Genomic DNA, 21,095 nt, shown 5'->3' with positions numbered 1-21,095 from the left:
AGCCATAGCCGTAGATCCACACCACATCGACGTCCGACGCGCGCTGGGCCTTGCCCTCCTCCAGGATCAGCGCGCCCTCGTTGACCATGGTGTAGAGCGTGCGCTCGACGATCTCCTCGTCGCTGATCTCGCGGACGGTCGAGCCCGACTTCTTGCGGAAATCCTCGATGATCTCGGCGACGCGGGCGGAGGGGGAAGGGTTCCGCTTCTCGTCATAATCGTAGAAGCCGGCCTGCTTCTTCTGGCCCCAGCGCCCCTCGGCCGCCAGCGCGTCGCGGATATTCTCGATCCGGGTCGGATCGCGGTGCCAGCCGATGTCGACGCCCGCGAGGTCGCTCATCTGGAACGGCCCCATCGGCATCCCGAAGGCGACATGGACGCGGTCGATCTGCTCGGGGGTGGCGCCCTCCATCAGCAGCTTGTTGGCCTCGACCTGGCGCGGCATCAGCATCCGGTTACCGATGAAGCCATAGGTGACGCCCGCCACGACCGCGACCTTGCCGATCTTCTTGGCCAGCGCCATCACCGTCGCCAGCACGTCGGGCGCGGTCTTGGCGCCGCGCACGACCTCGAGCAGCTTCATGACGTTGGCGGGCGAGAAGAAGTGCATCCCCACCACGTCCTGCGGGCGCGAGGTGGAGGCGGCGATCTCGTCGATGTCGAGATAGGAGGTGTTCGACGCCAGGATCGCGCCCGGCTTGCAGATACCGTCGAGCTTGCCGAAGATTTCCTTCTTGACGTCCATGCTCTCATACACGGCCTCGATGACGAGATCGCAATCGGCGAGCGCGGTCAGGTCGAGCGTGGGGGTGAGCGCGCCCATCGCGGCTTCGACCTGTTCGGGCTTCATCCGGCCCTTGGCGGCCGACGCCTCGTAATTCCTGCGCATCACGCCCGTGCCGCGGTCGAGCGCGTCCTGTTGCATCTCGACGATGGTGACGGGGATGCCCGCCGACAGGAAGTTCATCGAGATGCCGCCGCCCATCGTGCCCGCGCCGATGACGCCCACGCGCTTGATCGCGCGGAGCTGGGTATCGGCGGGAACGTCGTCGATCTTGGCGGCCTGGCGTTCGGCGAAGAAGATGTGGCGCTGGGCGGCGGACTGGTTGCCCATCATCAGCTTCATGAACTCGGCGCGCTCGAACTGGATGCCCTCGGCGAAGGGCACCTCCGTCGCCTTGACGACGCAGGCGATGTTGGCGGCCGGGGCGTCGAAGCCGCGGAAGCGCTTGGCATTTTCCCTGGTGAACGCCTCGACGACCGCCGGGTCGGCCGCGACGCTGCGCTCGCTGGCGCGCGGGATCGGGCGGACGGCGGCGATCTCGCGCGCGAAAGCGACCGCGTCGGCCTCCAGGCTGTCTTCGCCGACGATCCGGTCGACCAGCCCGGCCTCCTGCGCGCGCTTGGCGGAAATGGGATTGCCGGTCGCGGTCATCTCGAGCGCGAGCTTGAGTCCGGCGACGCGCGGCAGCCGCTGGGTGCCGCCGGCGCCCGGCAGCAGGCCCAGCTTCACCTCGGGCACGCCCAGCTTGGCCGAGGGCACGGCGACGCGGTAATGGCAGCTCAGCGCCACCTCGCACCCGCCGCCGAGCGCGGTGCCGTGGATGGCCGCGACGACGGGCTTGGCGCTGGCCTCGATCATGTCGACGACGGTGGGCAGGCCCGGCTCCTGCATCGGCTTGCCGAATTCGGTGATGTCCGCCCCGGCAAAGAAGGTGCGCCCGTCGCAGCGGATGACCATCGCGGCGACGCCGTCGTCCGCCACGCCTTGGCGGATCGCGGCGTCGAGTCCCTGGCGGACGGCCGCCCCCAGCGCGTTGACCGGCGGGTTGTCGGATATGATCACCAGGACGTCGTCATGCCGTTCGGTGCGGATGGGGGAGGTCACGTGAATATTCTCCTGTTCGTGAATCAGTTGAGCGCCGCGTAGATCATCGTCTTGAGCTCGCGGCGGACGGGATAAAGGCTGCTGGGCGAAAGCTGCGTCAGGAACACCATCGTCACCCGCTCGACCGGATCAACGAAGAAGGCGGTCGAGAACATGCCGCCCCAATAATATTCGCCCGCCGAGCCGGGCACCATCGACCGCGCCGGGTCCATGTTGACCGCGAAGCCGAGCCCGAACCCCGTGCCCGCGTTCGACGCCTCGCTGAACAGCGACTTCGACATGCTCGCCAGGTCGGCATTGCCCGGCAGGTGGTTGACCGTCATCAGGTCCAGCGTCTTGCGCCCCAGGATGCGTGCGCCGTCCAGCGTCCCGCCGCCGAGCAGCATGGTGTTGAACCGGTGATAGTCGCGCGCCGTCGACACCAGCCCGCCGCCGCCCGACAGCAATCTGGGCGCGCGGCTCCACGCGCTCGCTTCGCCACGGTCGTACATCACGCGCCCGCGGCCGGGTGCGAAGGTATAGCAGTCGGTCAGCCGGTCGATCTTGTCGGCGGGCACCTGGAAGAAGCTGTCGTCCATCCCGAGCGGCGCGAAGATGCGCGTCGCGAAGAACGTGTCGAGCGTCATCCCCGACACCCGCTCCACCACCGCGCCGAGCACGTCGGTCGCCACCGAGTAGTTCCACGACGTACCCGGCGAGAATTCGAGCGGCAGCTTTGCGAGCTCGGCGACGAAGCCCTGGAGGTCGTGGCCGCCATGCCAATTCTCCAGCTTGCCCTCGCGGTAGGCGGCGTCGACATTGGACCGGTTCTGGAAGCCGTAGGTCAGCCCGGCGGTGTGGCGGAGCAGGTCGACCATCCGCATCGGTTCGTCGGTCGGCCTGGTGACGAAGGGCACGCCCGCGCCGCCGCCATTATAGACGCCGACGCCCTTGAACTCGGGCAGGACATGATGGACCGGGGTGTCGACCGCGACCAGCCCCTCCTCGACCAGCATCATGAACGCGACCGAGGTGATCGGCTTGGTCATCGACGCGATACGGAACAGCGATCCCTCGTCGATCGCGCGCCCGCCTTCCCGAGCGCTGCCCTGGCTGGAGAAGTGCACCACCTCGCCATCGCGCGCGACCAGCAGCTGCGCGTTCGGAAGCAGCCCCGTGTCGAGATAGCGGTCGCGCAGGAACGCGTCGATCCGACGAAGACGCGCGCCGTCGAAACCATGCGCCTGCGGGTCGGCCGTCACCATGCGCGCTCCATACCTGTGTTTCTAAACCCTCGCGCGCTCCTATGGCCTTGAGCCGCGCGCGGATCAACTCTAACCTTGGCCCGACTATCGGGTGAGCACAAACCCGTTCTTCGATCGGAGAGACAATTCCTTGGCCAGCGAACCCCTGATCCAGCTTCCCCCCGAATGGCCGGCCCTGTCGTTGGCGCAGGCGCGCGCGGCGCTGACCGCGCCCGGCGCGAAGTTCGAGATGGACGAGGTGTCGATCGACGGACGGCTCACCCGCATATGGAAGAACGCGCCTCCCTCGCTCCCTTGGCTGCTCGCCGCCACGCGCGCGTTCGGCGACAAAATCTTCACCGTCTATGAGGACGAGCGCGTCAGCTACGACGCCAATCACCGCGCCGCGGCGGCGCTGGCCGCGCATCTGGCGGCGCTGGGCGTGGGACGGGGGGACCGGGTCGCGCTGGCGATGCGCAACCTGCCCGAATGGGTGGCGAGCTTCTTCGCGATCACCGCGCTGGGCGCGATCGCGGTCCCGCTCAACGCGTGGTGGACCGGCGCCGAGCTGGGATACGGCCTTGCCGATTCGGGCGCCAAGGTGCTGATCGTCGACGACGAGCGGCATGTCCGCCTGATGGAGGTCTATGCGCGGCTGCCCAGCCTTGCCCATGTCCTGGTCGCCCGCGCGAGCATTCCCCTCGACGGACGCGCGAGGCGGCTGGAGGAGGTGATCGGCACCCCGCCCGACTGGCACGCCCTGCCCGACGGCGCCCTGCCGATCGTGGCGATCGCGCCCGACGACGACGCCACGATCTTTTACACCAGCGGCACCACCGGGGCGCCGAAGGGCGCGCTGGGGACCCACCGCAACCTGATGTCGAACATCCTGTCGGGGGGCTATGCCGCCGCGCGGACGCTGCTTCGGCGCGGCGAGACCCCGCCGGCCGCGCCCGAGCCCAAGGTGATGCTGACGGTCATCCCGCTCTTCCACGTCACCGCCTGCTCGGCGTCGCTGATGGGCGCGATCGCGTCGGCATCGACGATGATCTTCATGCGCAAATGGGACACGGTCCGCGCGTTCGAGATCATCGAGCGCGAGCGGGTCAACATCACGGGCGGCGTGCCGACCATCGCCTGGCAGTTGCTGGAACATCCCGACCGCGCCAAATACGACCTCTCCTCGCTGGAGGCGATCTCCTATGGCGGGGCACCCTCGGCCCCCGATCTCGTCAGGCGCATCCATGCCGAATTCGGCGCGCTGCCCGGAAACGGCTGGGGCATGACGGAGACGATGGCGACCGTGACCAGCCATGCGGGCGAGGATTATCTCAACCGCCCGACCAGCGCGGGCCCGCCCGTCGCGACTGCCGACCTGAAGATCATGGACGAGGACGGCCAGACCGAGCTGCCGGTGGGCGAGGTCGGCGAATTATGGGCGCGCGGGCCGATGATCGTGCGCGGTTACTGGAACAAGCCCGACGCGACCGCCGCCACCTTCATCGACGGCTGGGTCCGCACCGGCGACCTGGCGCGGCTCGACGAGGAAGGGTTCTGCTACATCGTCGACCGCGCCAAGGACATGATCATCCGGGGCGGTGAGAACATCTATTCGACCGAGGTGGAGAACATCCTCTACGCCCATCCGGCGGTCACCGACTGCGCGCTGATCGGCCTGCCGCATCGGACGCTGGGCGAGGAGCCCGCCGCCGTGGTCCATCTCGCCCCGGGCGCGCAGGCGAGCGAGGCGGAACTCCAGGCCTGGGTCAGGAAGCACCTGGCGGTGTTCAAGACCCCCGTCGCGATTCGCTTCGTGGCCGACGTGCTGCCCCGGAACGCCAATGGCAAGATCCTGAAAAAAGACCTGAAGTCGCTGTTCGAGGACCGGGCGGCCGCGTGACGGGGCCGCGGCGCCGCCGGTGAGGGGAGTCAGGCAGCGGCGACGACCGCCTTCGCGGCCCGCCGCCAGCCGCCGAGGCGGGCCTGCCGCTCGTCCTCGCCCAGTCGGGGCTCGAACCGCTCGACCGCGCCGCGCATGACGCTCGCCGCCGCCAGGTCAGGGAACAGGCCTGCGCCGACGCCGGCCAGCATCGCCGCGCCGAGCGCCGTCGTCTCGGTCAAGCAGGGGCGCTCGACGGGAAGCGCGAGCATGTCGGCCAGGTCCTGCGCCATCCAGTCGTTGGCGACCATGCCGCCATCGATGCGCAGCGTCGCCCAATCCTGCCCGTCGGCGGCAAAGGCGGTCTTCAGGTCGTGCGCCTGATAGCTCTGCGCCTCCAGCGCGGCGCGGGCCACATGCGCGCGGGTGGCCGAGAAGCTGAGGCCCGAGATGCTGGCGCGCGCATCCGGCCGCCACCAGGGGGCGCCCAGGCCGGACAGGGCGGGGACGAGGAACACGCCGCCATTGTCGGGGACGGAGCGCGCCAGCGCCTCGGTTTCGGCCGCGGTGCCGATCAGCCCCAGCGCGTCGCGGAGCCATTGGATCAGGCTGCCCGCGACGAACACCGACCCCTCCAGCGCAAAGGCGCGCTCGCCCGCGATCTGCGAAGCCACCGTCGACAACAGCCGGTGGTCGGATGCGAGCCTGCGCCCGGTATGCGTCAGGATGAACGCGCCCGTGCCGAAGGTCGCCTTGGTCTCGCCGGGAACGAGACAGGCCTGGCCGATCGACGCTGCCTGCTGGTCCCCCGCCAGCCCGCAGATCGGGATGGGCGGCCCGAAGGCACGAGTCTCGCCGAAGCGCCCGGCGCAGTCGACGATCTCGCCAAGCGCGGCGCGCGGCGCCCCGAACAGGTCGAGCAGCCCGGCATCCCACCCGCCCGTTTCCAGGTCCATCAGCGCGGTGCGGCTGGCATTGGTCGCGTCGGTGACGTGCAGCCCGCCCGTCAGCTTCCACACCAGCCAGCTCTCCACGGTGCCGATGGCGAGCCGGTCGCCCGCTTCCTTCAGCGCGGGCCATCGCTCCAGCGCCCAACCGATCTTGGAGCCGGAGAAATAGGGGTCGAGCAATAGCCCGGTGCGCGCCTGTACCAGCGCCTCATGCCCCGCTTCGCGCAGCGCCCGGCAGCTGTCGGCGGTGCGGCGGTCCTGCCAGACGATGGCGGGGGCGAGCGGCTCGCCCGTTTCGCGGTCCCAGAACACGACCGTCTCGCGCTGGTTGGTGATGCCGATCGCCGCGATGCGCTCGGGGCCGCCCGCCTGCGCCACCATCGCGCCCGCGACGCGCAGCGACCGGCGCCAGATCTCGGCGGCATCATGCTCGACCCAGCCGGGGCGGGGATAGCCCTGCGTCAGCGCCGCCGCCTCACTCGCCACGCACGCGCCCGAGGGCCGGAACAGCATGGCGCGCGTCGAGGTCGTGCCTTCGTCGATGACCAGCAGATATTCGCTCATCGGGGCAGGTTAGGCGGGATACCCGGCCCGCGTAAACCGCGCTAAGCTGCCCAGCCATGGCCGACCGCGACCCGAACCTTCCCTCCGCCGCGCTGGACGGCGCCGCCGACTCGGTGCTGGGCGTGCCGGCCGGGATGGCCGCCGGCGACGCGATGCGCGTGGCGATGCGGCGCGACCGGCTGCTCGCCGCGCTGACGCTGACCGCAGGGGTCGGGCTGATGCTGGGGCTGCCCTTCGCGCTCAAGGCGGGGGCCGAATTCTTCCTGCCGCTGACCGCCGCGCTGGTGATCGCGGTCGCGCTGGTGCCGGTGCTCGAATGGCTGGAGCGCCGCCGCGTGCCGTCGTCGCTGGCGGCGCTTCTGTGCGTGCTGCTGTTCCTCGTCGCCGCGAACGTCGCCCTGGCGGCGATCATCGTGCCCGCGACCGACTTCTTCCGGCTGCTGCCGACGCGGATCGACCGCATCCAGGCCAATCTCCAGCCGCTGCTCGACGTCTATTCCAACCTCGAACGCTATGCGAACCGGACCCTGCGCCAGATCGCCACCTCCCCCGTCCGCCAGCCCCAGTCGAACGCGGTCGCCCCGCCCAGCTCGATCCTGGAGCTCGCCGCGACCTCGGCGCCCGCCGTGATCCTGCAATTCTTCTTCGCGATCCTGGTGGTGTTCTTCTTCCTGTCGGGCTGGACGGGGATGCGGCGGCGCACGATCACCAACCGCGCCAGCTTCAACGGCGCGATGGCGACCGCGCGGGTGATCCAGGACGTGGTGGACGACGTGTCCGCCTATCTCGGGACCATCACCTTCATCAACATCGCGCTGGGGCTGATCGTCGCCTTCGCCGTCAATCTGCTGGGGATGCCCTATCCGCTGATGTGGGGCGGCATCGTCGCGCTGCTCAACTACGTGCCCTATTTCGGGCCGGTGATCGCCGCCTTGCTGCTCGCGATCGGCGGGCTGATGACCTTTACCGATATCTGGCTGGCGCTGCTGCCCCCCGCGATCATGGTCGGGCTGCACCTGATCGAGGCGAACGCGATCACGCCCTTCATCGTCGGCCACCGGCTGACGATCAGCCCGGTGCTGATCCTGGTGTCCCTGAGCTTCTGGGGCTGGGTGTGGGGGACGTCGGGCGCGTTGCTGGCGGTGCCGCTGCTCATCATCCTCCAGACGGTGCTCGGCGCCGCGGGCAAGCCCGACATCGCCGGCTTCCTGTTCGAGCACGGCACCCTCGTCCGCCAACGGCGCGAGCGACAGGCGGGCGAGGAGGGCGAGAGCGACGACGGCGAAAACGGCCGTTGACACCCAGGCCACCCCCGCATATTCGGCCGCTTCGCTTTACAAGCGGGTGTAGCTCAGTTGGTTAGAGCGCCGGCCTGTCACGCCGGAGGTCGCGGGTTCGAGCCCCGTCACTCGCGCCAAGCGCAGCGTGCATAGCGGCGGAGCAGCCGACAAGACGCGCAAGCCGGGGCAGCGACCCCGTCCGACGCTGCGGCGAGCTTTCTAGAAATCGTTTTATGTCACCGCGCGCCGTCAGTCGCGGCAAAGCCGCGCCTTATGGCGCGCTATGCCGCGCTGGCCGGACTTGCGTGCGTGCGACGCGGCTTTTGCCGCATCGTCTCGCGCGCTAGCGCCAGCGGCCCGTCTCCATCCATAGCAGCAACGGCTTGAGCGGCAGGATCCAGACGATCCCGGCGATCAGGTAGAAGATCGTCTGGACGATCCAGTGCCACCCGCCGACGATCGGCGAAAGGCTGGCGACGATCGCCGCCCAGATGACGATGATGCCGATGATGGCGAAGGCACCGGCGGGCTTGCGCCAGGTTGGCGTCATGGGGTGATCCATTCCTTTTCCGTCGCGACCGCGTGGCAGGGAACGTCCCAGGGATCGACCGGGATGCGGGGCACTTCCTGCACCGACCAGGCCACGCCCACGCGCCAGCAATGGGGATGTAGGGCGAATGCGCGATCATAATAGCCCGCGCCCTGGCCCAGCCGGGCGCCCGCGCGGTCGAACGCGACGAGCGGCGCGAGGATGATGTCGGGGACGCGTTCGGCTGCGTCAGCGGGCGGCTGTTCGAGCCCGAACGGCCCGATCTGGAGCCGAGAGCCCGGCGACCAGGCGAGGAAGCGGAGCGGGGTGGCCGGGCTTTCGATCCATGGCAGCGCCAGAACGCAGCCCGCTGCGGTTGCCGCCCGCTCGAGGAGCGCGGGATCGGCCTCGCCGTGCGTCGGGCGATAGCTCGCGACCACCATCCCGCGTTGCAGCCGTTCCAGGAAGGTCGGGGCGACGCGGATCGGTCCGTCCGGCGCGAAGGCCCGTCGCGCGGCGCGCATCCGGGTCCGCAGGGCGGCCTTCTCGACCGCCGGATCGATTGTGGGATCAGTCATGGGGGCGGGTGACGGGACCGCCATGGCCGTGTGCTCTGATATCCGCTGACGCTTCGTACGTCAGATGGGGACCATGTACGTCGGACCAGGATCCGCGCAGGGACAGCCCCCGTGGATGATGAATAGCCTCAGGGATTATGCTGAGCTCGCACCGGGCAGTACCCGCCATGCGCCGATCTAGGAGGTCGGGGTGGTTTGCTCAAGGGTCGCCGCCAGCGATTCGAGCCGGTCGGCGATCCCCGCCAGCTCGTCCTCGCTGACGAGATTGTCGGGTAGGGGACGGTTCTCCGCCTCGTCGAGCGCGTCGGCGAGCATCAGCGCGACGTAGAGGAAGGTGCGTTCATAGGACCCGCCGCCCGCGCGCGCCGCGCCGGCCCAGCGCTCCTCGATGATCTGGCCGAGCTGGTGGACGCGCGCCTCCTCGCCGTCGCGGCAGGCGACCACATGGCCGCGGCCGCCGAAGGACAGGGTGACCTGCGCCATCAGCCGGCATTCCCGCGCGCGATGACGTCGTCCAGCGCGGACACCGCCTCCGCCATGCGCGCCTTGAGCGCGGCATGGCGGCGGGCGAGCGCGTCGGCGGCGCGGGCGCGGGCATCGATGGCGTTCTCGATGCGGTGAAGCGCCGCGTCGATCCTGGCCGCGGCGGGGCGGGTCTCGGTCATGCCCCCCGGATTAGCAGGCGGGGGCCGGTCCACAAGCGGGAAAGACGCCGGCCCGGCGGTGTTGACAGCCGGGCCCGCCGACCCGCAAAGGCTCGGGCCAAGGATCGCACCCGGACGATTCCGACCGGTGTCGATCCGGGTTCGCGATGATGAACTGAACGAATACAGCAATTTATAAAGGGGACTTCGATGACGATCAAGGTTGCGATCAACGGTTTCGGCCGTATCGGTCGCCTCGTCGCGCGCGCGATGCTGGAGCAGCCCGGCGAGCTGGAGCTGGTCGCGATCAACGATCTGGCCGATGCCAAGTCGAACGCTTGGCTGTTCAGCCGCGACAGCGTCCATGGCCGCTATCCGGGCGAGGTCGCGGCCGACGGCCAGGACCTGGTGATCGACGGCAAGCGCATCCGCGTCACCGCCGAACGCGATCCCGCCAACCTCCCGCATCGCGAACTGGGCGTCGATCTGGTCATGGAGTGCACGGGGTTCTTCACCGACCGCGGATCGGCGCAAAAGCACATCGACGCGGGCGCGAAGAAAGTGCTGATCTCCGCTCCCGCCAAGGGCGTCGACCTGACGGTCGTCTACGGGGTCAATCACGACAAGCTGACCGCCGATCACGCGATCGTGTCGAATGCGTCTTGCACCACCAATTGCTTGGCGCCGGTCGCCAAGGTGCTGAACGACGCGATCGGGATCGAGCGCGGGCTGATGACCACCATCCATGCCTATACCAACGACCAGAAGATCCTAGACCAGATCCATCCCGACCTGCGCCGCGCGCGGGCGGCGGGCATGTCGATGATCCCGACCACCACCGGCGCGGCGCGCGCGGTGGGCGAGGTGCTGCCCGAGCTGAAGGGCAAGCTCGACGGGTCGGCGGTGCGGGTGCCCGTTCCCGACGGCAGCCTGGTCGACCTGACCTTCCAGCCGTCGCGCGAGACGACCCGCGACGAGGTGAACGCCATCCTCAAGGCCGCGGCCGAGAGCGGGCCGATGGTCGGCGTGCTGGTCTATTCGGACGAGCCGCTGGTCTCGATCGACATCGTCCACACTCCCGCGTCGTCGACGGTCGACAGCCTGGAGACGGCGGTGATCGACGGCAAGCTGGTGCGCGTCGTCAGCTGGTATGATAACGAATGGGGCTTCTCCAACCGCATGGTCGACACCGCGACCGCGATGGCGAAGTTCCTCTGAGGGAGACGAGCGTCCTCCCGCGTCCGACCCTGTCGGCGCGGGAAGGAATGATCGGCGGCATCGCGCGGCGGCGGGCGCCCAAGGCGCCGATGGAGCTGCTCGACGCGGTGCTCGTCACCCCGGAGCGCGGCATCGAGGGCGATTGCCGGGGCGTGATCAAGCCCGGTGGGCGCGGCAAGCGGCAGGTGTCGCTGATGGAACGCGGTGACTGGGCCGCAGCCATGGCGGAACTCGGCCGCGACCTGCCCTGGCAGTCGCGCCGCGCGAACCTGCTGGTGGACGGGCTCGACCTGCCGCAGACACCCGGCGCGTTGATCCGCATCGGCACGGTGCTGATGCGGATCACCGGCGAATGCGATCCGTGCGTGCGCATGGAGGCGGTCGCGCCGGGGCTGGAAGCGGCGTTGACCCCCGATTGGCGGGGCGGCGCGTTGGCGCGGGTGATCGAGGGCGGGACGATCAGGGTCGGTGATCGCATGGAGATCGAAGAAGCATGAGCAAGCCATTCAAGACGCTGGACGATATGGGCGACATCACCGGCAAGCGCGTGCTGGTCCGCGAGGACCTGAACGTGCCGATGGCCGAAGGCGCGGTGACCGACGATACGCGGCTGCGCGCGACCCTGCCCACCGTCACCGAATTGTCCGACCGGGGCGCGATCGTGCTCCTGCTCGCGCATTTCGGGCGCCCCAAGACGCCGAGCCCGGACCTGTCGCTGGCGCTCGTCACCAAGCCCTATGAGCAGGTGCTCGGGCGCCCGGTGCGGTTCATCGACTGGGACGGCGCGGACGCGGCGGTGGCGACGCTCCAGCCGGGCGATGTCGCGTTGCTGGAGAATACGCGTTTCTTCCCCGGCGAGGAGAAGAACGACCCGGCGGTGGTCGCGCGCTTCGCGAGGCTGGGCGACCTGTACGTCAACGACGCCTTTTCCGCCGCGCACCGCGCCCATGCCTCGACCGAGGGGCTGGCGCGCACGCTGCCGGCCTATGCGGGCCGGGCGATGGAGGCCGAGCTCGACGCGCTCGCCAAGGCGCTGGGGGCACCCGAGCATCCCGTCGCGGCGGTGGTCGGCGGGGCGAAGGTGTCCACCAAGCTCGACGTGCTCAAGCATCTGGTCGCGCGCGTCGATCACCTGATCATCGGCGGCGGCATGGCCAACACCTTCCTCGCGGCGCGGGGCGTGAAGGTCGGCAAAAGCCTGTGCGAACATGATCTTGCCGGCGTCGCCGAAGAGATCATGGCAGCTGCCGACCGCGCCGGCTGCACCGTCCACCTGCCCTATGACGTGGTGGTCGCCACCGAGTTCCGCGCGGACCCGCCGACGCGCACCGTCAACGTCCATGAGGTCGCGGCCGACGAGATGATCCTCGATATCGGCCCCGCCGCGGTCGAGGCACTGGGCGACGTGCTCAAGAACTGCCGCACCTTGGTGTGGAACGGCCCGCTCGGCGCGTTCGAGACGACGCCCTTCGACCGCGCGACGGTCGCGCTCGCCCGCACGGCCGGGGCGCTGACGGTCGATGGCGGACTGGTGTCGGTCGCCGGCGGCGGCGACACGGTCGCGGCGCTCAACCATGCGGGTGTCGCGGATCAGTTCAGTTTCGTGTCGGTGGCGGGGGGCGCTTTCCTGGAATGGATGGAAGGGCGCGAGCTGCCGGGGGTGACGGCGTTGACGCGATGATGGGACGCACTTACGTTTAACTTGTTAAACGGAGGTATGCCATGCTTGGGATACGGTTCAGTGAAGAGGACGAGGAGCGTCTGGCGATCTTTGCTCGCCGTCTTGGGCGGCCCAAGAGCGTCGTCGCACGCGACTGGATTTTGGAACGATTGGAACGTGAAGCGGCGGACGACCAATTTCGGCAAGACATCGAACGCATTGCCGTGGTTCAAGGCGACGATAACGGCGAGTGGCATAATGCGGTGTCGAACGATATCCTCGGCGCTCTCGATCACGAGGACGGGGGATATGACTGGGGCAAGTCGGCGTGAGGCGTGGATCGATCGTCGTCGTTCAGGAAGTCGGTACGCTCGCGAACAAAGCTCGTCCTTGTTTGATCGTTCAGAACGAAACCGCGCTCGGACGGACGCGATGGGTGACGGTATGCCCCATAACATCGAGCTTGACGGGCGCGACGACGATCAGGGTTCCGATCGACCCCGGAGAAGGGTCAGGCCTCGTCAAGCAAAGCGAGATCGAGGTCGATCTGATCTTCCCCGTCAAGTTCGTCAGCATCGATAGGGCGATCGGGCAAGTTTCGAGCGCTACCATGAGAATGGTCGACGCTGCCCTCAAGCGCTGGCTCGACCTTTGACCGGCGTTGCTCGCTCCGCCCGGTCCCGCTAACAGCCGCCCCAATCACTTAACGTCACCATAGGGGATCACGATGACGCCGCAGGTCAAGGCCATTCTCGCCAAGTACGAATCCGACAATCCGGGTGTGAAGGCCAATCTCGCGCGCATCCTGATGCAGGGCGATCTGGGCGGCACGGGCAAGCTGGTGATCCTGCCGGTCGACCAGGGGTTCGAGCACGGGCCCGCGCGCAGCTTCTCGGTCAATCCGGCGGCCTATGATCCTCATTATCATTTCCAGATCGCGATCGATGCCGGGCTGTCGGCCTATGCCGCGCCGCTGGGGATGCTGGAGGCCGGCGCCGACAGCTTCGCGGGGCAGATCCCGACCATCCTCAAGGTCAACAGCTCGAACAGCTGGGCGACCAGCGTCGCGCAGGCGGTGACCGGGACGGTGGACGACGCGCTGCGGCTCGGCTGCTCGGCGATCGGCTTCACCATCTATCCGGGATCGGACGGCATCTTCGACGCGATGAACGAGATCCGCGAGATGTCGGCGGAGGCCAAGGCGGTCGGGATCGCGACAGTGATCTGGTCCTATCCGCGCGGCGGCACGCTGTCCAAGCAGGGCGAGCTGGCGCTCGACGTCGGCGCCTATGCCGCGCACATGGCTGCGTTGCTCGGCGCGCACATCATCAAGGTCAAGCTGCCGACCGACCATATCGAGCAGGGCGACGCCAGGAAGGCCTATGAGGGCGGCGACTGGTCGACCCAGGCCAAGCGGGTCGAGCATGTCGTCCAGAGCTGCTTCGCGGGGCGGCGGATCGTCGTCTTCTCGGGCGGCGCGGCCAAGGGTGAGGACGCGGTGTACCAGGACGCGCGCGATATCCGCGACGGCGGCGGCAACGGGTCGATCATCGGCCGCAACACCTTTCAGCGCCCGCGCGACGAGGCGATCGCGATGCTCCAGCGGCTGGTGCGGATATACAAGGGCCAGGAATGAGAATGGGGGAGTGAGCATCGAGGCGGAGGACCCGCTGGGTCCGCTCGACCCCGACTTCGCCGCCAACTTCACGCGCGACCAGCGGCGGCCGCCCTGCCAGCTCTATCTGGTCTCGCCCTTGGGGGTGGGGGGCGACTTCCCCGACCGGCTCCGGCGCGCGCTGGACGCGGGGCCGGTCGCGGCCTTCCAGTTCCGGGTCAAGGACATCGACCAGCATGCGGCGGCGCGGCTGGCCGAACCACTCCAGGCGATCTGCGCCGCGCATGAGGTCGCGTTCATCGTCAACGACTCGGTCAGCCTGGCCAAGCGGCTGGGCGCGGACGGTGTGCATCTGGGGCAGGAGGACGGCGACCCGCGCGCGGCGCGCGAGGTGCTGGGCCCCGACGTGCAGATCGGGGTGACGTGTCACGACAGCCGGCATCTGGCGATGGGCGCGGGAGAGGCGGGGGTCGATTACGTCGCGTTCGGCGCGTTTTTTCCGACGACGACCAAGGCGGTCGAGCATCGGCCCGATCCGTCGATCCTGAGCTGGTGGTCGGCGCTGTTCGAGCTGCCCTCCGTCGCCATCGGCGGGATCACGCCGGGCAACGCCCGGCCGCTGGTCGACGCCGGCGCGGACTTCCTCGCCATGTCCGGCTCGCTATGGGGCGGGGACGAGGCGGCGGCCGTGCGCGCCTTCGCCGAGGTGCTCGGGGGCCGCTGAGCGGGGGACCCAAGCGGGTCCCCGGTCGTTTCACCCTCCGATCGACATGGTTGGAGACTTGGTGTGAAGCGTATCGGATTGATTTCGGCGGCGACGATCGCGGCGGCGGGGCTGAGCATGGCGACCGCGCAGCAAGGCGCGAAGCCGCCCGCGCCGGGCGCACAGCAGCCCGTCCGGATCGACCGGTCGATCCTGCATGTGCAGGTGATCCTGGATCATCTCGGCTTTTCACCGGGCGTGCTCGACGGCCGGCCCGGCATGTCGCTGACGGCGGCGCTCAAGGGATTTCAGGAGAGCCGGGGGATGAAGATCACCGGCGAGATCGATCGCCCGACTCTGGCCGCGCTTCACCAGTACCGCGCGATGCGGCCGACGCGTCAGTTGCGGCTGAGCGAGGCGGCGCTCGCCGGGCCGTTCACGCCCATCCCCAAGGAGCCGGAGCAGCAGGCCAGGCTCCCCGCCATGGCATATCGCGCGCCCGTCGAGAAGATCGCGGAGATGTTCCACACCACGCCCGCGGTGCTGGCGGCGATGAACAAGCCGGGGACGCGGCTGGCGGCGGGGGAGACGATCACCGTCCCCAATGCGCTGCCGACCTCGCGCGCCTACCCGCAGGACGCCAAGCCCGAATGGCGCGCGATGCTGAACCAGCTCAACGTCGACGCCAACCAGCCCAGGGGCGAGAAGATCGTCGTCGACAAGTCGGACGCGGTGCTCCGCGTGCTCGATGGCCGGGGCAAGCTGGTGGCGCAGTTCCAGGCGACGATGGGCTCGTCCACCGATCCGCTGCCGCTTGGCACGTGGAAGGTGCTCAGCATCTCGCCGCTGCCCGACTGGAAGTTCAACCCCAAGATCCTGAAGAAGGTCAGCGACGACAAGGAGGCGCAGATCATCCCGCCCGGACCGAACAACCCGGTCGGGGTGGTATGGATCGACCTGTCCAAGGAGCATTACGGCATCCACGGCACCGCCGAGCCGCACCAGATCGGCCGCGCCCAGTCGAACGGGTGCATCCGCCTGACCAATTGGGACGCGGCGCGGCTGGCGCTGATGATCAAGCCGGGCGTGACCGCGGTGTTCCAGGCCTGACGCCATGAAGCGGATCGGCCTCGCGATCGGCGCCGTCGTCGCAGTGGCCGGAGCCGCGCTGGTGTCGATCACGACCGTCAGGGTCGACTCGGCGGTCGAGGCGAAGCCGGCGCGGCGGGCGGTGCAACCGCCTGCGGCGCCGGTCCGGGCCGCGTTCGTCGAGGTGCCCGGTCAGGGACTGGCCGTCCCCGTCCTGGGCCATGCCCGCTCGGCTATCCGCGACAGCTGGGGCGACGCGCGCGGCAGCGGGCGCGGGCACCGGGGACTGGACATGATGGCGGCGGAGGGGACGCCGGTGGTCGCGGTCGTCGCCGGGGAGGTAGAAAAGCTGTTCGACAGTCGGCTGGGCGGCACGACGTTGTACCTGCGGTCGGGCGACAAGCGGTGGCAATATTATTATGCTCATCTGGCGGGTTACGCGGCGGGCCTGCGCGAGGGTATGAAGGTCCGCGCGGGCCAGGTCCTGGGGTATGTCGGCGACACGGGCGATGCGGGGAAGGGCAACCATCACCTGCATTTCAGCGCGGCGCGGATGGAGCCGGGCGCGCGCTGGTGGCAGGGCAAGGACGTCAATCCCTACCCGCTGCTTGCCGAGCCGAAGGCCCGCCGGTAAGGGCCGGGCAACTCTTTCAGACAGGTTCGGCGCATGAAGATCAGCGGCGTGGACATTCGTCCCGGCAACATCATCGAATATGAAGGCGGCATCTGGCGCGCGGTCAAGATCCAGCACACCCAGCCCGGCAAGGGCGGCGCCTATATGCAGGTGGAGCTGAAGAACCTGATCGACGGGCGCAAGAACAATGTCCGCTTCCGCTCGGCCGAAAGCGTCGAGCGCGTCCGGCTCGACACCACCGACTTCCAGTTCCTGTTCAAGGACGGCGACCAGCTGACCTTCATGGACAAGGTCAATTATGAGCAGATCACGCTCGACGCGGGCATCCTGGGCGACGCGGCCGCGTTCCTGCAGGACGGCATGGACGTGGTGATGGAGCTGTACGACGAGCGGCCCATCTCCGTGCAGCTTCCCGACACGATCGAGGCGACGATCGTCGAGGCCGACGCCGTGGTGAAGGGGCAGACCGCCTCGTCGAGCTACAAGCCCGCCATCCTGGAGAATGGGGTACGCGTCATGGTCCCACCGCATATCGGGGCGGGAACGCGCATCGTGGTCGACGTGTATGAGCAGACATATGTGCGGCGAGCGGACTGAGACGAATAGCGGCGCTATTCGCACCGTCCGCCGCCCCACCCCCGACCCCTCCCGCCAGCGGGAGGGGGGAGAATGATATGCCCGTCCAATCCGGTCTCATCAGCGTCATCGAGCGCGCTGCGCGCAAGGCGGCGCCGCGGCTTCGTCGCGACTTCAACGAGGTCCAGCAGCTCCAGGTGAGCCGCAAGGGCCCGGCCGACTTCGTGTCGATCGCCGACAGCCGCGCCGAGCAGACGCTGTACGAGGAATTGTCGCGCGCGCGCCCCGATTGGGGGTTCCTGATGGAGGAGCGCGGCGAGGTGGCGGGTGATCCGTCCAAGCCGCGCTTCATCGTCGATCCGCTCGACGGCACGTCCAACTTCATCCACGGCATCCCCCATTTCGCGATCTCGATCGCGGTCGAGGAGCCGATGCCGTCGGGCAAGCGTGAGATCACCGCCGGGCTCGTCTACCAGCCGCTGACCGATGAAAGCTTCTGGGCGGAAAAGGGACGGGGCGCCTGGGTTCAGGAACAGCGCTTACGCGTATCGGCGCGGCGCGAGCTGTCGGAGTCGCTGATCGCGACCGGCATCCCGTTCATGGGACATGGCGACTTCGCGCAGTGGAGCCGCATCTTCGGGGCGATCGCGCCGCAGGTGGCGGGCATCCGCCGGTTCGGTTCGGCCGCGCTCGACCTCGCCTGGGTCGCGGCGGGGCGGTATGACGGTTATTGGGAAAGCGACCTCCAGCCCTGGGATGCGGCGGCGGGCGTATTGCTGGTCAAGGAGGCCGGCGGCTATGTCACCGACTTCCGCGGCGGCGACCGGGCGATGGAGCGGTCGGAATTCCTGGCGGCGAATGACGGGCTGCACACCAAGCTCCACAAGCTGCTGGCGGGGGCGTTGCGCTGATATCCTTCTGCCGGCGGGAAAGGGGTAGATGCAGGTCATTCTCTCTCCTTCCCAGCCTTGCCGGGTTCCGTCCGCCCGCCTAAAGCGCCCCCATGGTCGATCTGTCGCAATATCTGCCCATCCTGCTGTTCCTCGGCGTGGCGCTCGCGCTGTCGGCGACATTCGTGTTCGCGCCGATGGTCGTGTCGCGGCTGACGGGTGCGCATAAGCCCAACCCCGACAAGCTGTCCGAATATGAATGTGGCTTCCCGGCCTTCGAGGACCCGCGCGCGCAGTTCGACGTCCGTTTTTATCTCGTTGCCATCCTGTTCATCGTCTTCGATCTAGAGGCGGCGTTCTTATATCCTTGGGCGGTCTCCGTTTTTTCGCTCGGCTGGACCGCTTGGTTCGCGATGATGATCTTCATCGCCGAGCTCGCCCTGGGATTGGTATACGCATGGAAGAAGGGAGCGTTGGATTGGGAGTAGTTCCGAGTTCCGGTCCGGTCGAGCTGACGGCGCGGCCGAACGACGGGAGCGTCATCCTTCCCGACCAGGGCTATTTCGACGGCCTGAACGGCGAGTTGAACGACAAGGGCTTTCTGGTCACCTCGACCGAGGACCTGTTCCAATGGGCTCGCACGGGCTCGCTCTGGTGGATGACGTTCGGCCTGGCCTGCTGCGCGGTCGAGATGATCCACGTCAACATGCCGCGCTACGACCTGGAGCGCTTCGGCGTCGCGCCGCGCGCTTCCCCGCGCCAGTCGGACGTGATGATCGTGGCGGGCACGCTGTGCAACAAGATGGCCCCCGCGCTGCGCCGCGTCTACGACCAGATGTCCGAGCCGAAATACGTCATCTCGATGGGCTCGTGCGCCAATGGCGGTGGCTATTATCATTACAGCTATTCGGTGGTGCGCGGCTGCGACCGGGTGGTGCCGGTCGACATCTACGTCCCCGGCTGTCCGCCGACCGCCGAGGCGCTGCTTTACGGCATCATGCAGCTCCAGCGTAAGATCCGCCGTTCGGGCAGCATCGAACGGTGAGAGCCTCCGCTCCCCGCTACGCGCCGAACGACGGCGTGATCGCGCGCGCCGAGGAGATGCTCGGCGACATGCTGCTCCATGCGCAGGACAAGGTCGGCGAGGTCGCCTTGTTCGTCGACCGCGACCGGCTGCCCGCCGCGCTGACGCTGCTGCGCGACACGCCGGGGCTGGAATATCAGCAGCTGATGGAGATCGCCGGCGTCGACTATCCCGAGCGCGCCGACCGGTTCGAGATCGTTTATTGCCTGCTCTCGCTGACGCGCAACCACCGGATCCAGGTGCGCGTCGCGACGGACGAGGACGCGCCCGTGCCGACGGTGACGCATCTCTGGCCGGTAGCGGGCTGGCTGGAGCGCGAGGTATACGACCTGTTCGGGGTGTTGTTCGCCGGCAATCGCGACCTGCGGCGTATCCTGACGGACTACGGCTTTCGCGGCCATCCGCTGCGCAAGGACTTCCCGATGACGGGCTTCACCGAGGTGCGCTATTCGGAGGAGGAGAAGCGGGTGATCTACCAGCCCGTCGACCTGCCGCAGGATTTCCGCAATTTCGATTTCCTGAGCTCGTGGGAGGGGACGGAATATGTCCTGCCCGGCGATGAAAAGGGAACGGGGGACAAGGGCGGAGCGCTGCCACAGGCCAAGGGCGCCCCAACCACCGCGACTCCCGATGAGGCCCGCAAGGCGAGCGCGGCGGAGTCGCCCGCCACCCCGCCCAAGGCGCCCGACTCGACCTATGCCAAGGCGGGCAGCGGCGCGGGCCAGACCGCGCAGACCGGGGCGGGCGAGCCGCATCCGGGCAACAAGCCCGAGAGCAAGCCCGTCGACCCGGCCGTCATCCCGACCCCGCGCGAGGGACAGAATCAATGAACGACGCACCGACGCTCGCCCCCGCGACGACGACCATGGACCCGCATCTCGACCAGGTGCTGGGCGAGCGGAGCGCGTCCAACCCGGAGACGGGCGACGTCACGATCCAGAACTACACGATCAATTTCGGCCCGCAGCACCCGGCCGCGCACGGCGTGCTGCGCCTGGTCATGGAGCTGGACGGCGAGATCGTCGAGCGGATCGATCCGCATGTCGGCCTGCTCCACCGCGGCACCGAGAAGCTGATCGAGTACAAGACCTATACCCAGGCGCTGCCCTATTTCGACCGGCTCGATTATTGCTCGCCCATGTGCATGGAGCACACCTTCGTGCTCGCGGTCGAGAAGCTGCTCGACCTGGAGGTGCCGCTGCGCGCCAAGTACCTGCGCACCTTCTTCGCCGAGCTGACGCGGATCATGAACCACCTGCTGAACCTGGGTTCGCATGTGATGGACGTGGGCGCGATGACCCCCAACCTGTGGTTGTTCGAGGCGCGCGAGGACACGATGAATTTCTACGAGCGCGCGTCGGGCGCTCGGATGCACGCACACTATTTCCGTGTGGGGGGCGTGCACCAGGACGTGCCGCTCAAGCTGCTGACCGATATCGGCGACTGGCTCGACACGCGGCTGCCGCAATTGTTCGAGGACGCGATCAGTCTGGTCGCGGACAACCGCATCTTTAAGCAGCGCAACGTCGATATCGGCACGGTCAGCCGCGACGACGCGATCGCCTGGGGCTTTTCGGGCCCGATGATCCGGGCGGCGGGTATCCCGTGGGACCTGCGCAAGTCGCAGCCGTACGACGCGTATGACCGGGTCGAGTTCGACGTGCCGGTGGGAACGCGCGGCGACTGCTACGACCGCTTCATGGTGCGCGTCGAGGAGGTGCGGCAATCGGCGCGGATCATGCGCCAATGCATCAAGGACATGCCCGACGGGCCGGTCCAGGCGCTCAATTCCAAGGTGACGCCGCCCAGGCGCGCGGACATGAAGCGGTCGATGGAGGCGCTGATCCATCACTTCAAGCTCTACACCGAGGGTTTTCACGTTCCCGCGGGCGAGGTCTATGTCGCCACCGAGAGCCCCAAGGGCGAGTTCGGCGTGTATCTGGTGTCGAACGGGACCAACAAGCCGTACCGGTGCAAGATCCGGCCGACCGCGTTCAGCCATCTGCAGGCGATGGACTTCATGAGCCGGGGGCACATGCTGGCCGACACGACCGCGATCCTGGGAGCGATGGATATCGTGTTCGGGGAGTG

At 68.3% G+C, this 21,095-nt stretch carries 24 protein-coding genes and 1 tRNA gene; 18 read left to right on the top strand and 7 right to left on the bottom strand.

The genetic code is table 11. From position 1 onward, the window contains the following. Together VF592_RS06710 and VF592_RS06705 are read right to left on the bottom strand one after the other, a co-directional pair. Nucleotides 1-1,888 (bottom strand): 3-hydroxyacyl-CoA dehydrogenase NAD-binding domain-containing protein (locus tag VF592_RS06710; RefSeq protein WP_331004840.1); only part of this gene is annotated, 1,888 nt, incomplete at its 3' end. A 23-nt stretch (nt 1,889-1,911) separates the two neighbouring features. Then, the gene (locus VF592_RS06705) at nt 1,912-3,132 is read right to left on the bottom strand and encodes a serine hydrolase domain-containing protein (RefSeq protein ID WP_331004839.1); all 1,221 of its coding nucleotides are present in this window, start codon (nt 3,130-3,132) and stop codon (nt 1,912-1,914) included. A 130-nt stretch (nt 3,133-3,262) separates the two neighbouring features. Here VF592_RS06705 and VF592_RS06700 point away from each other — a divergent pair, with 130 nt between their 5' ends. Beyond that, nucleotides 3,263-5,011, top strand: a complete 1,749-nt coding sequence (locus tag VF592_RS06700) for a class I adenylate-forming enzyme family protein (RefSeq protein ID WP_331004838.1) — start codon at nt 3,263-3,265, stop codon at nt 5,009-5,011. Nucleotides 5,012-5,040: 29 nt separating this feature from the next. On the opposite strand, the gene VF592_RS06695 is transcribed toward VF592_RS06700, so the two are convergent. Next, a complete protein-coding gene (locus VF592_RS06695; RefSeq protein WP_331004837.1) occupies nt 5,041-6,504 on the bottom strand; it encodes a glycerol kinase in 1,464 nt (487 codons plus the stop codon). Between the two features lie 56 nt (nt 6,505-6,560). On the opposite strand from VF592_RS06695, the gene VF592_RS06690 reads away from it, so the two are divergent. Together VF592_RS06690 and VF592_RS06685 are read left to right on the top strand one after the other, a co-directional pair. After that, nucleotides 6,561-7,802 (top strand): AI-2E family transporter, encoded by a 1,242-nt coding sequence (locus VF592_RS06690; protein ID WP_414714169.1) that lies wholly within the window; start codon nt 6,561-6,563, stop codon nt 7,800-7,802. 42 nt (nt 7,803-7,844) lie between these two features. Further along, nucleotides 7,845-7,921: transfer RNA gene (locus VF592_RS06685), tRNA-Asp, on the top strand. Nucleotides 7,922-8,127: 206 nt separating this feature from the next. Here the strand turns inward: VF592_RS06685 and VF592_RS06680 are convergent. The 4 genes from VF592_RS06680 to VF592_RS06665 all read right to left on the bottom strand — a co-directional run bounded on the left by VF592_RS06680 (nt 8,128) and on the right by VF592_RS06665 (nt 9,556). Then, nucleotides 8,128-8,334 (bottom strand): DUF2842 domain-containing protein, encoded by a 207-nt coding sequence (locus tag VF592_RS06680; RefSeq protein ID WP_331004836.1) that lies wholly within the window; start codon nt 8,332-8,334, stop codon nt 8,128-8,130. After that, nucleotides 8,331-8,891, bottom strand: a complete 561-nt coding sequence (locus VF592_RS06675; protein ID WP_331004835.1) for a 5-formyltetrahydrofolate cyclo-ligase — start codon at nt 8,889-8,891, stop codon at nt 8,331-8,333. Before VF592_RS06675 ends, VF592_RS06680 begins: the two co-directional genes overlap by 4 nt. Nucleotides 8,892-9,068: 177 nt before the next feature. Beyond that, nucleotides 9,069-9,374, bottom strand: a complete 306-nt coding sequence (locus VF592_RS06670; RefSeq protein WP_331004834.1) for a cell division protein ZapA — start codon at nt 9,372-9,374, stop codon at nt 9,069-9,071. Then, nucleotides 9,374-9,556 carry a hypothetical protein gene (locus VF592_RS06665; RefSeq protein WP_331004833.1) on the bottom strand — a complete coding sequence of 61 codons (183 nt, stop codon included), beginning with the start codon at nt 9,554-9,556 and terminating at the stop codon, nt 9,374-9,376. The genes VF592_RS06670 and VF592_RS06665 overlap by 1 nt, the downstream gene beginning before the upstream one ends. Before the next feature lie 189 nt (nt 9,557-9,745). Here VF592_RS06665 and gap point away from each other — a divergent pair, with 189 nt between their 5' ends. From gap to VF592_RS06590, 15 genes are all read left to right on the top strand, one after another. Further along, entirely contained in the window at nt 9,746-10,753 is a 1,008-nt protein-coding gene (gap, locus tag VF592_RS06660) for a type I glyceraldehyde-3-phosphate dehydrogenase (RefSeq protein ID WP_331004832.1), read from the top strand. A 47-nt stretch (nt 10,754-10,800) separates the two neighbouring features. Further along, nucleotides 10,801-11,250, top strand: a complete 450-nt coding sequence (locus VF592_RS06655) for an MOSC domain-containing protein (RefSeq protein ID WP_331004831.1) — start codon at nt 10,801-10,803, stop codon at nt 11,248-11,250. Continuing rightward, on the top strand, nt 11,247-12,434 hold the full coding sequence (locus tag VF592_RS06650) for a phosphoglycerate kinase (RefSeq protein WP_331004830.1): 1,188 nt from the start codon (nt 11,247-11,249) through the stop codon (nt 12,432-12,434). Before VF592_RS06655 ends, VF592_RS06650 begins: the two co-directional genes overlap by 4 nt. A gap of 41 nt (nt 12,435-12,475) precedes the next feature. Further along, entirely contained in the window at nt 12,476-12,745 is a 270-nt protein-coding gene (locus tag VF592_RS06645; RefSeq protein WP_331004829.1) for a hypothetical protein, read from the top strand. Further along, nucleotides 12,742-13,068 (top strand): type II toxin-antitoxin system PemK/MazF family toxin, encoded by a 327-nt coding sequence (locus tag VF592_RS06640; RefSeq protein WP_331004828.1) that lies wholly within the window; start codon nt 12,742-12,744, stop codon nt 13,066-13,068. Before VF592_RS06645 ends, VF592_RS06640 begins: the two co-directional genes overlap by 4 nt. Before the next feature lie 72 nt (nt 13,069-13,140). Further along, nucleotides 13,141-14,049, top strand: coding sequence for a class I fructose-bisphosphate aldolase (locus VF592_RS06635; RefSeq protein WP_331004827.1), 909 nt, complete (start codon nt 13,141-13,143; stop codon nt 14,047-14,049). Between the two features lie 16 nt (nt 14,050-14,065). Next, nucleotides 14,066-14,752 (top strand): thiamine phosphate synthase, encoded by a 687-nt coding sequence (thiE, locus tag VF592_RS06630; protein WP_331004842.1) that lies wholly within the window; start codon nt 14,066-14,068, stop codon nt 14,750-14,752. Nucleotides 14,753-14,815: 63 nt separating this feature from the next. Next, nucleotides 14,816-15,841 carry a L,D-transpeptidase gene (locus tag VF592_RS06625; protein ID WP_331004826.1) on the top strand — a complete coding sequence of 342 codons (1,026 nt, stop codon included), beginning with the start codon at nt 14,816-14,818 and terminating at the stop codon, nt 15,839-15,841. 4 nt (nt 15,842-15,845) lie between these two features. After that, on the top strand, nt 15,846-16,454 hold the full coding sequence (locus tag VF592_RS06620) for a M23 family metallopeptidase (RefSeq protein WP_331004825.1): 609 nt from the start codon (nt 15,846-15,848) through the stop codon (nt 16,452-16,454). A 33-nt stretch (nt 16,455-16,487) separates the two neighbouring features. Next, the gene (gene efp / locus VF592_RS06615; protein ID WP_331004824.1) at nt 16,488-17,051 is read left to right on the top strand and encodes an elongation factor P; all 564 of its coding nucleotides are present in this window, start codon (nt 16,488-16,490) and stop codon (nt 17,049-17,051) included. Between the two features lie 77 nt (nt 17,052-17,128). Further along, the gene (locus VF592_RS06610) at nt 17,129-17,941 is read left to right on the top strand and encodes an inositol monophosphatase family protein (protein WP_331004823.1); all 813 of its coding nucleotides are present in this window, start codon (nt 17,129-17,131) and stop codon (nt 17,939-17,941) included. A gap of 92 nt (nt 17,942-18,033) precedes the next feature. Next, the gene (ndhC, locus tag VF592_RS06605) at nt 18,034-18,408 is read left to right on the top strand and encodes an NADH-quinone oxidoreductase subunit A (RefSeq protein ID WP_331004822.1); all 375 of its coding nucleotides are present in this window, start codon (nt 18,034-18,036) and stop codon (nt 18,406-18,408) included. Next, a complete protein-coding gene (locus VF592_RS06600) occupies nt 18,378-18,965 on the top strand; it encodes an NADH-quinone oxidoreductase subunit B family protein (protein ID WP_331004821.1) in 588 nt (195 codons plus the stop codon). Before ndhC ends, VF592_RS06600 begins: the two co-directional genes overlap by 31 nt. Beyond that, entirely contained in the window at nt 18,962-19,834 is an 873-nt protein-coding gene (locus VF592_RS06595) for an NADH-quinone oxidoreductase subunit C (RefSeq protein ID WP_331004820.1), read from the top strand. Before VF592_RS06600 ends, VF592_RS06595 begins: the two co-directional genes overlap by 4 nt. A 35-nt stretch (nt 19,835-19,869) precedes the next feature. Beyond that, nucleotides 19,870-21,095: NADH-quinone oxidoreductase subunit D (locus VF592_RS06590; RefSeq protein ID WP_331004841.1), on the top strand; the 1,226-nt coding region annotated here is incomplete at its 3' end.

This window comes from Sphingomonas sp., assembly GCF_036388435.1.
Classification (GTDB): domain Bacteria; phylum Pseudomonadota; class Alphaproteobacteria; order Sphingomonadales; family Sphingomonadaceae; genus Sphingomonas.
The sequence above is the reverse complement of the archived record's forward strand: the minus strand, read 5'-3'. Positions and strand labels throughout refer to the sequence as shown.

What these genes read in the sequence shown, in the direction of transcription:
- VF592_RS06705 (WP_331004839.1), bottom strand. Translation starts at nt 3,132, where the DNA reads ATGGTGACGGCCGACCCGCAGGCGCATGGTTTCGACGGCGCGCGTCTT.
- VF592_RS06675 (WP_331004835.1), bottom strand. Translation starts at nt 8,891, where the DNA reads ATGACTGATCCCACAATCGATCCGGCGGTCGAGAAGGCCGCCCTGCGG.
- VF592_RS06695 (WP_331004837.1), bottom strand. Translation starts at nt 6,504, where the DNA reads ATGAGCGAATATCTGCTGGTCATCGACGAAGGCACGACCTCGACGCGC.
- efp (WP_331004824.1), top strand. Translation starts at nt 16,488, where the DNA reads ATGAAGATCAGCGGCGTGGACATTCGTCCCGGCAACATCATCGAATAT.
- VF592_RS06680 (WP_331004836.1), bottom strand. Translation starts at nt 8,334, where the DNA reads ATGACGCCAACCTGGCGCAAGCCCGCCGGTGCCTTCGCCATCATCGGC.
- gap (WP_331004832.1), top strand. Translation starts at nt 9,746, where the DNA reads ATGACGATCAAGGTTGCGATCAACGGTTTCGGCCGTATCGGTCGCCTC.
- VF592_RS06690 (WP_414714169.1), top strand. Translation starts at nt 6,561, where the DNA reads ATGGCCGACCGCGACCCGAACCTTCCCTCCGCCGCGCTGGACGGCGCC.
- VF592_RS06650 (WP_331004830.1), top strand. Translation starts at nt 11,247, where the DNA reads ATGAGCAAGCCATTCAAGACGCTGGACGATATGGGCGACATCACCGGC.
- VF592_RS06665 (WP_331004833.1), bottom strand. Translation starts at nt 9,556, where the DNA reads ATGACCGAGACCCGCCCCGCCGCGGCCAGGATCGACGCGGCGCTTCAC.
- ndhC (WP_331004822.1), top strand. Translation starts at nt 18,034, where the DNA reads ATGGTCGATCTGTCGCAATATCTGCCCATCCTGCTGTTCCTCGGCGTG.
- VF592_RS06610 (WP_331004823.1), top strand. Translation starts at nt 17,129, where the DNA reads ATGCCCGTCCAATCCGGTCTCATCAGCGTCATCGAGCGCGCTGCGCGC.
- VF592_RS06655 (WP_331004831.1), top strand. Translation starts at nt 10,801, where the DNA reads ATGATCGGCGGCATCGCGCGGCGGCGGGCGCCCAAGGCGCCGATGGAG.
- VF592_RS06635 (WP_331004827.1), top strand. Translation starts at nt 13,141, where the DNA reads ATGACGCCGCAGGTCAAGGCCATTCTCGCCAAGTACGAATCCGACAAT.
- VF592_RS06645 (WP_331004829.1), top strand. Translation starts at nt 12,476, where the DNA reads ATGCTTGGGATACGGTTCAGTGAAGAGGACGAGGAGCGTCTGGCGATC.
- VF592_RS06620 (WP_331004825.1), top strand. Translation starts at nt 15,846, where the DNA reads ATGAAGCGGATCGGCCTCGCGATCGGCGCCGTCGTCGCAGTGGCCGGA.
- VF592_RS06600 (WP_331004821.1), top strand. Translation starts at nt 18,378, where the DNA reads ATGGAAGAAGGGAGCGTTGGATTGGGAGTAGTTCCGAGTTCCGGTCCG.
- VF592_RS06670 (WP_331004834.1), bottom strand. Translation starts at nt 9,374, where the DNA reads ATGGCGCAGGTCACCCTGTCCTTCGGCGGCCGCGGCCATGTGGTCGCC.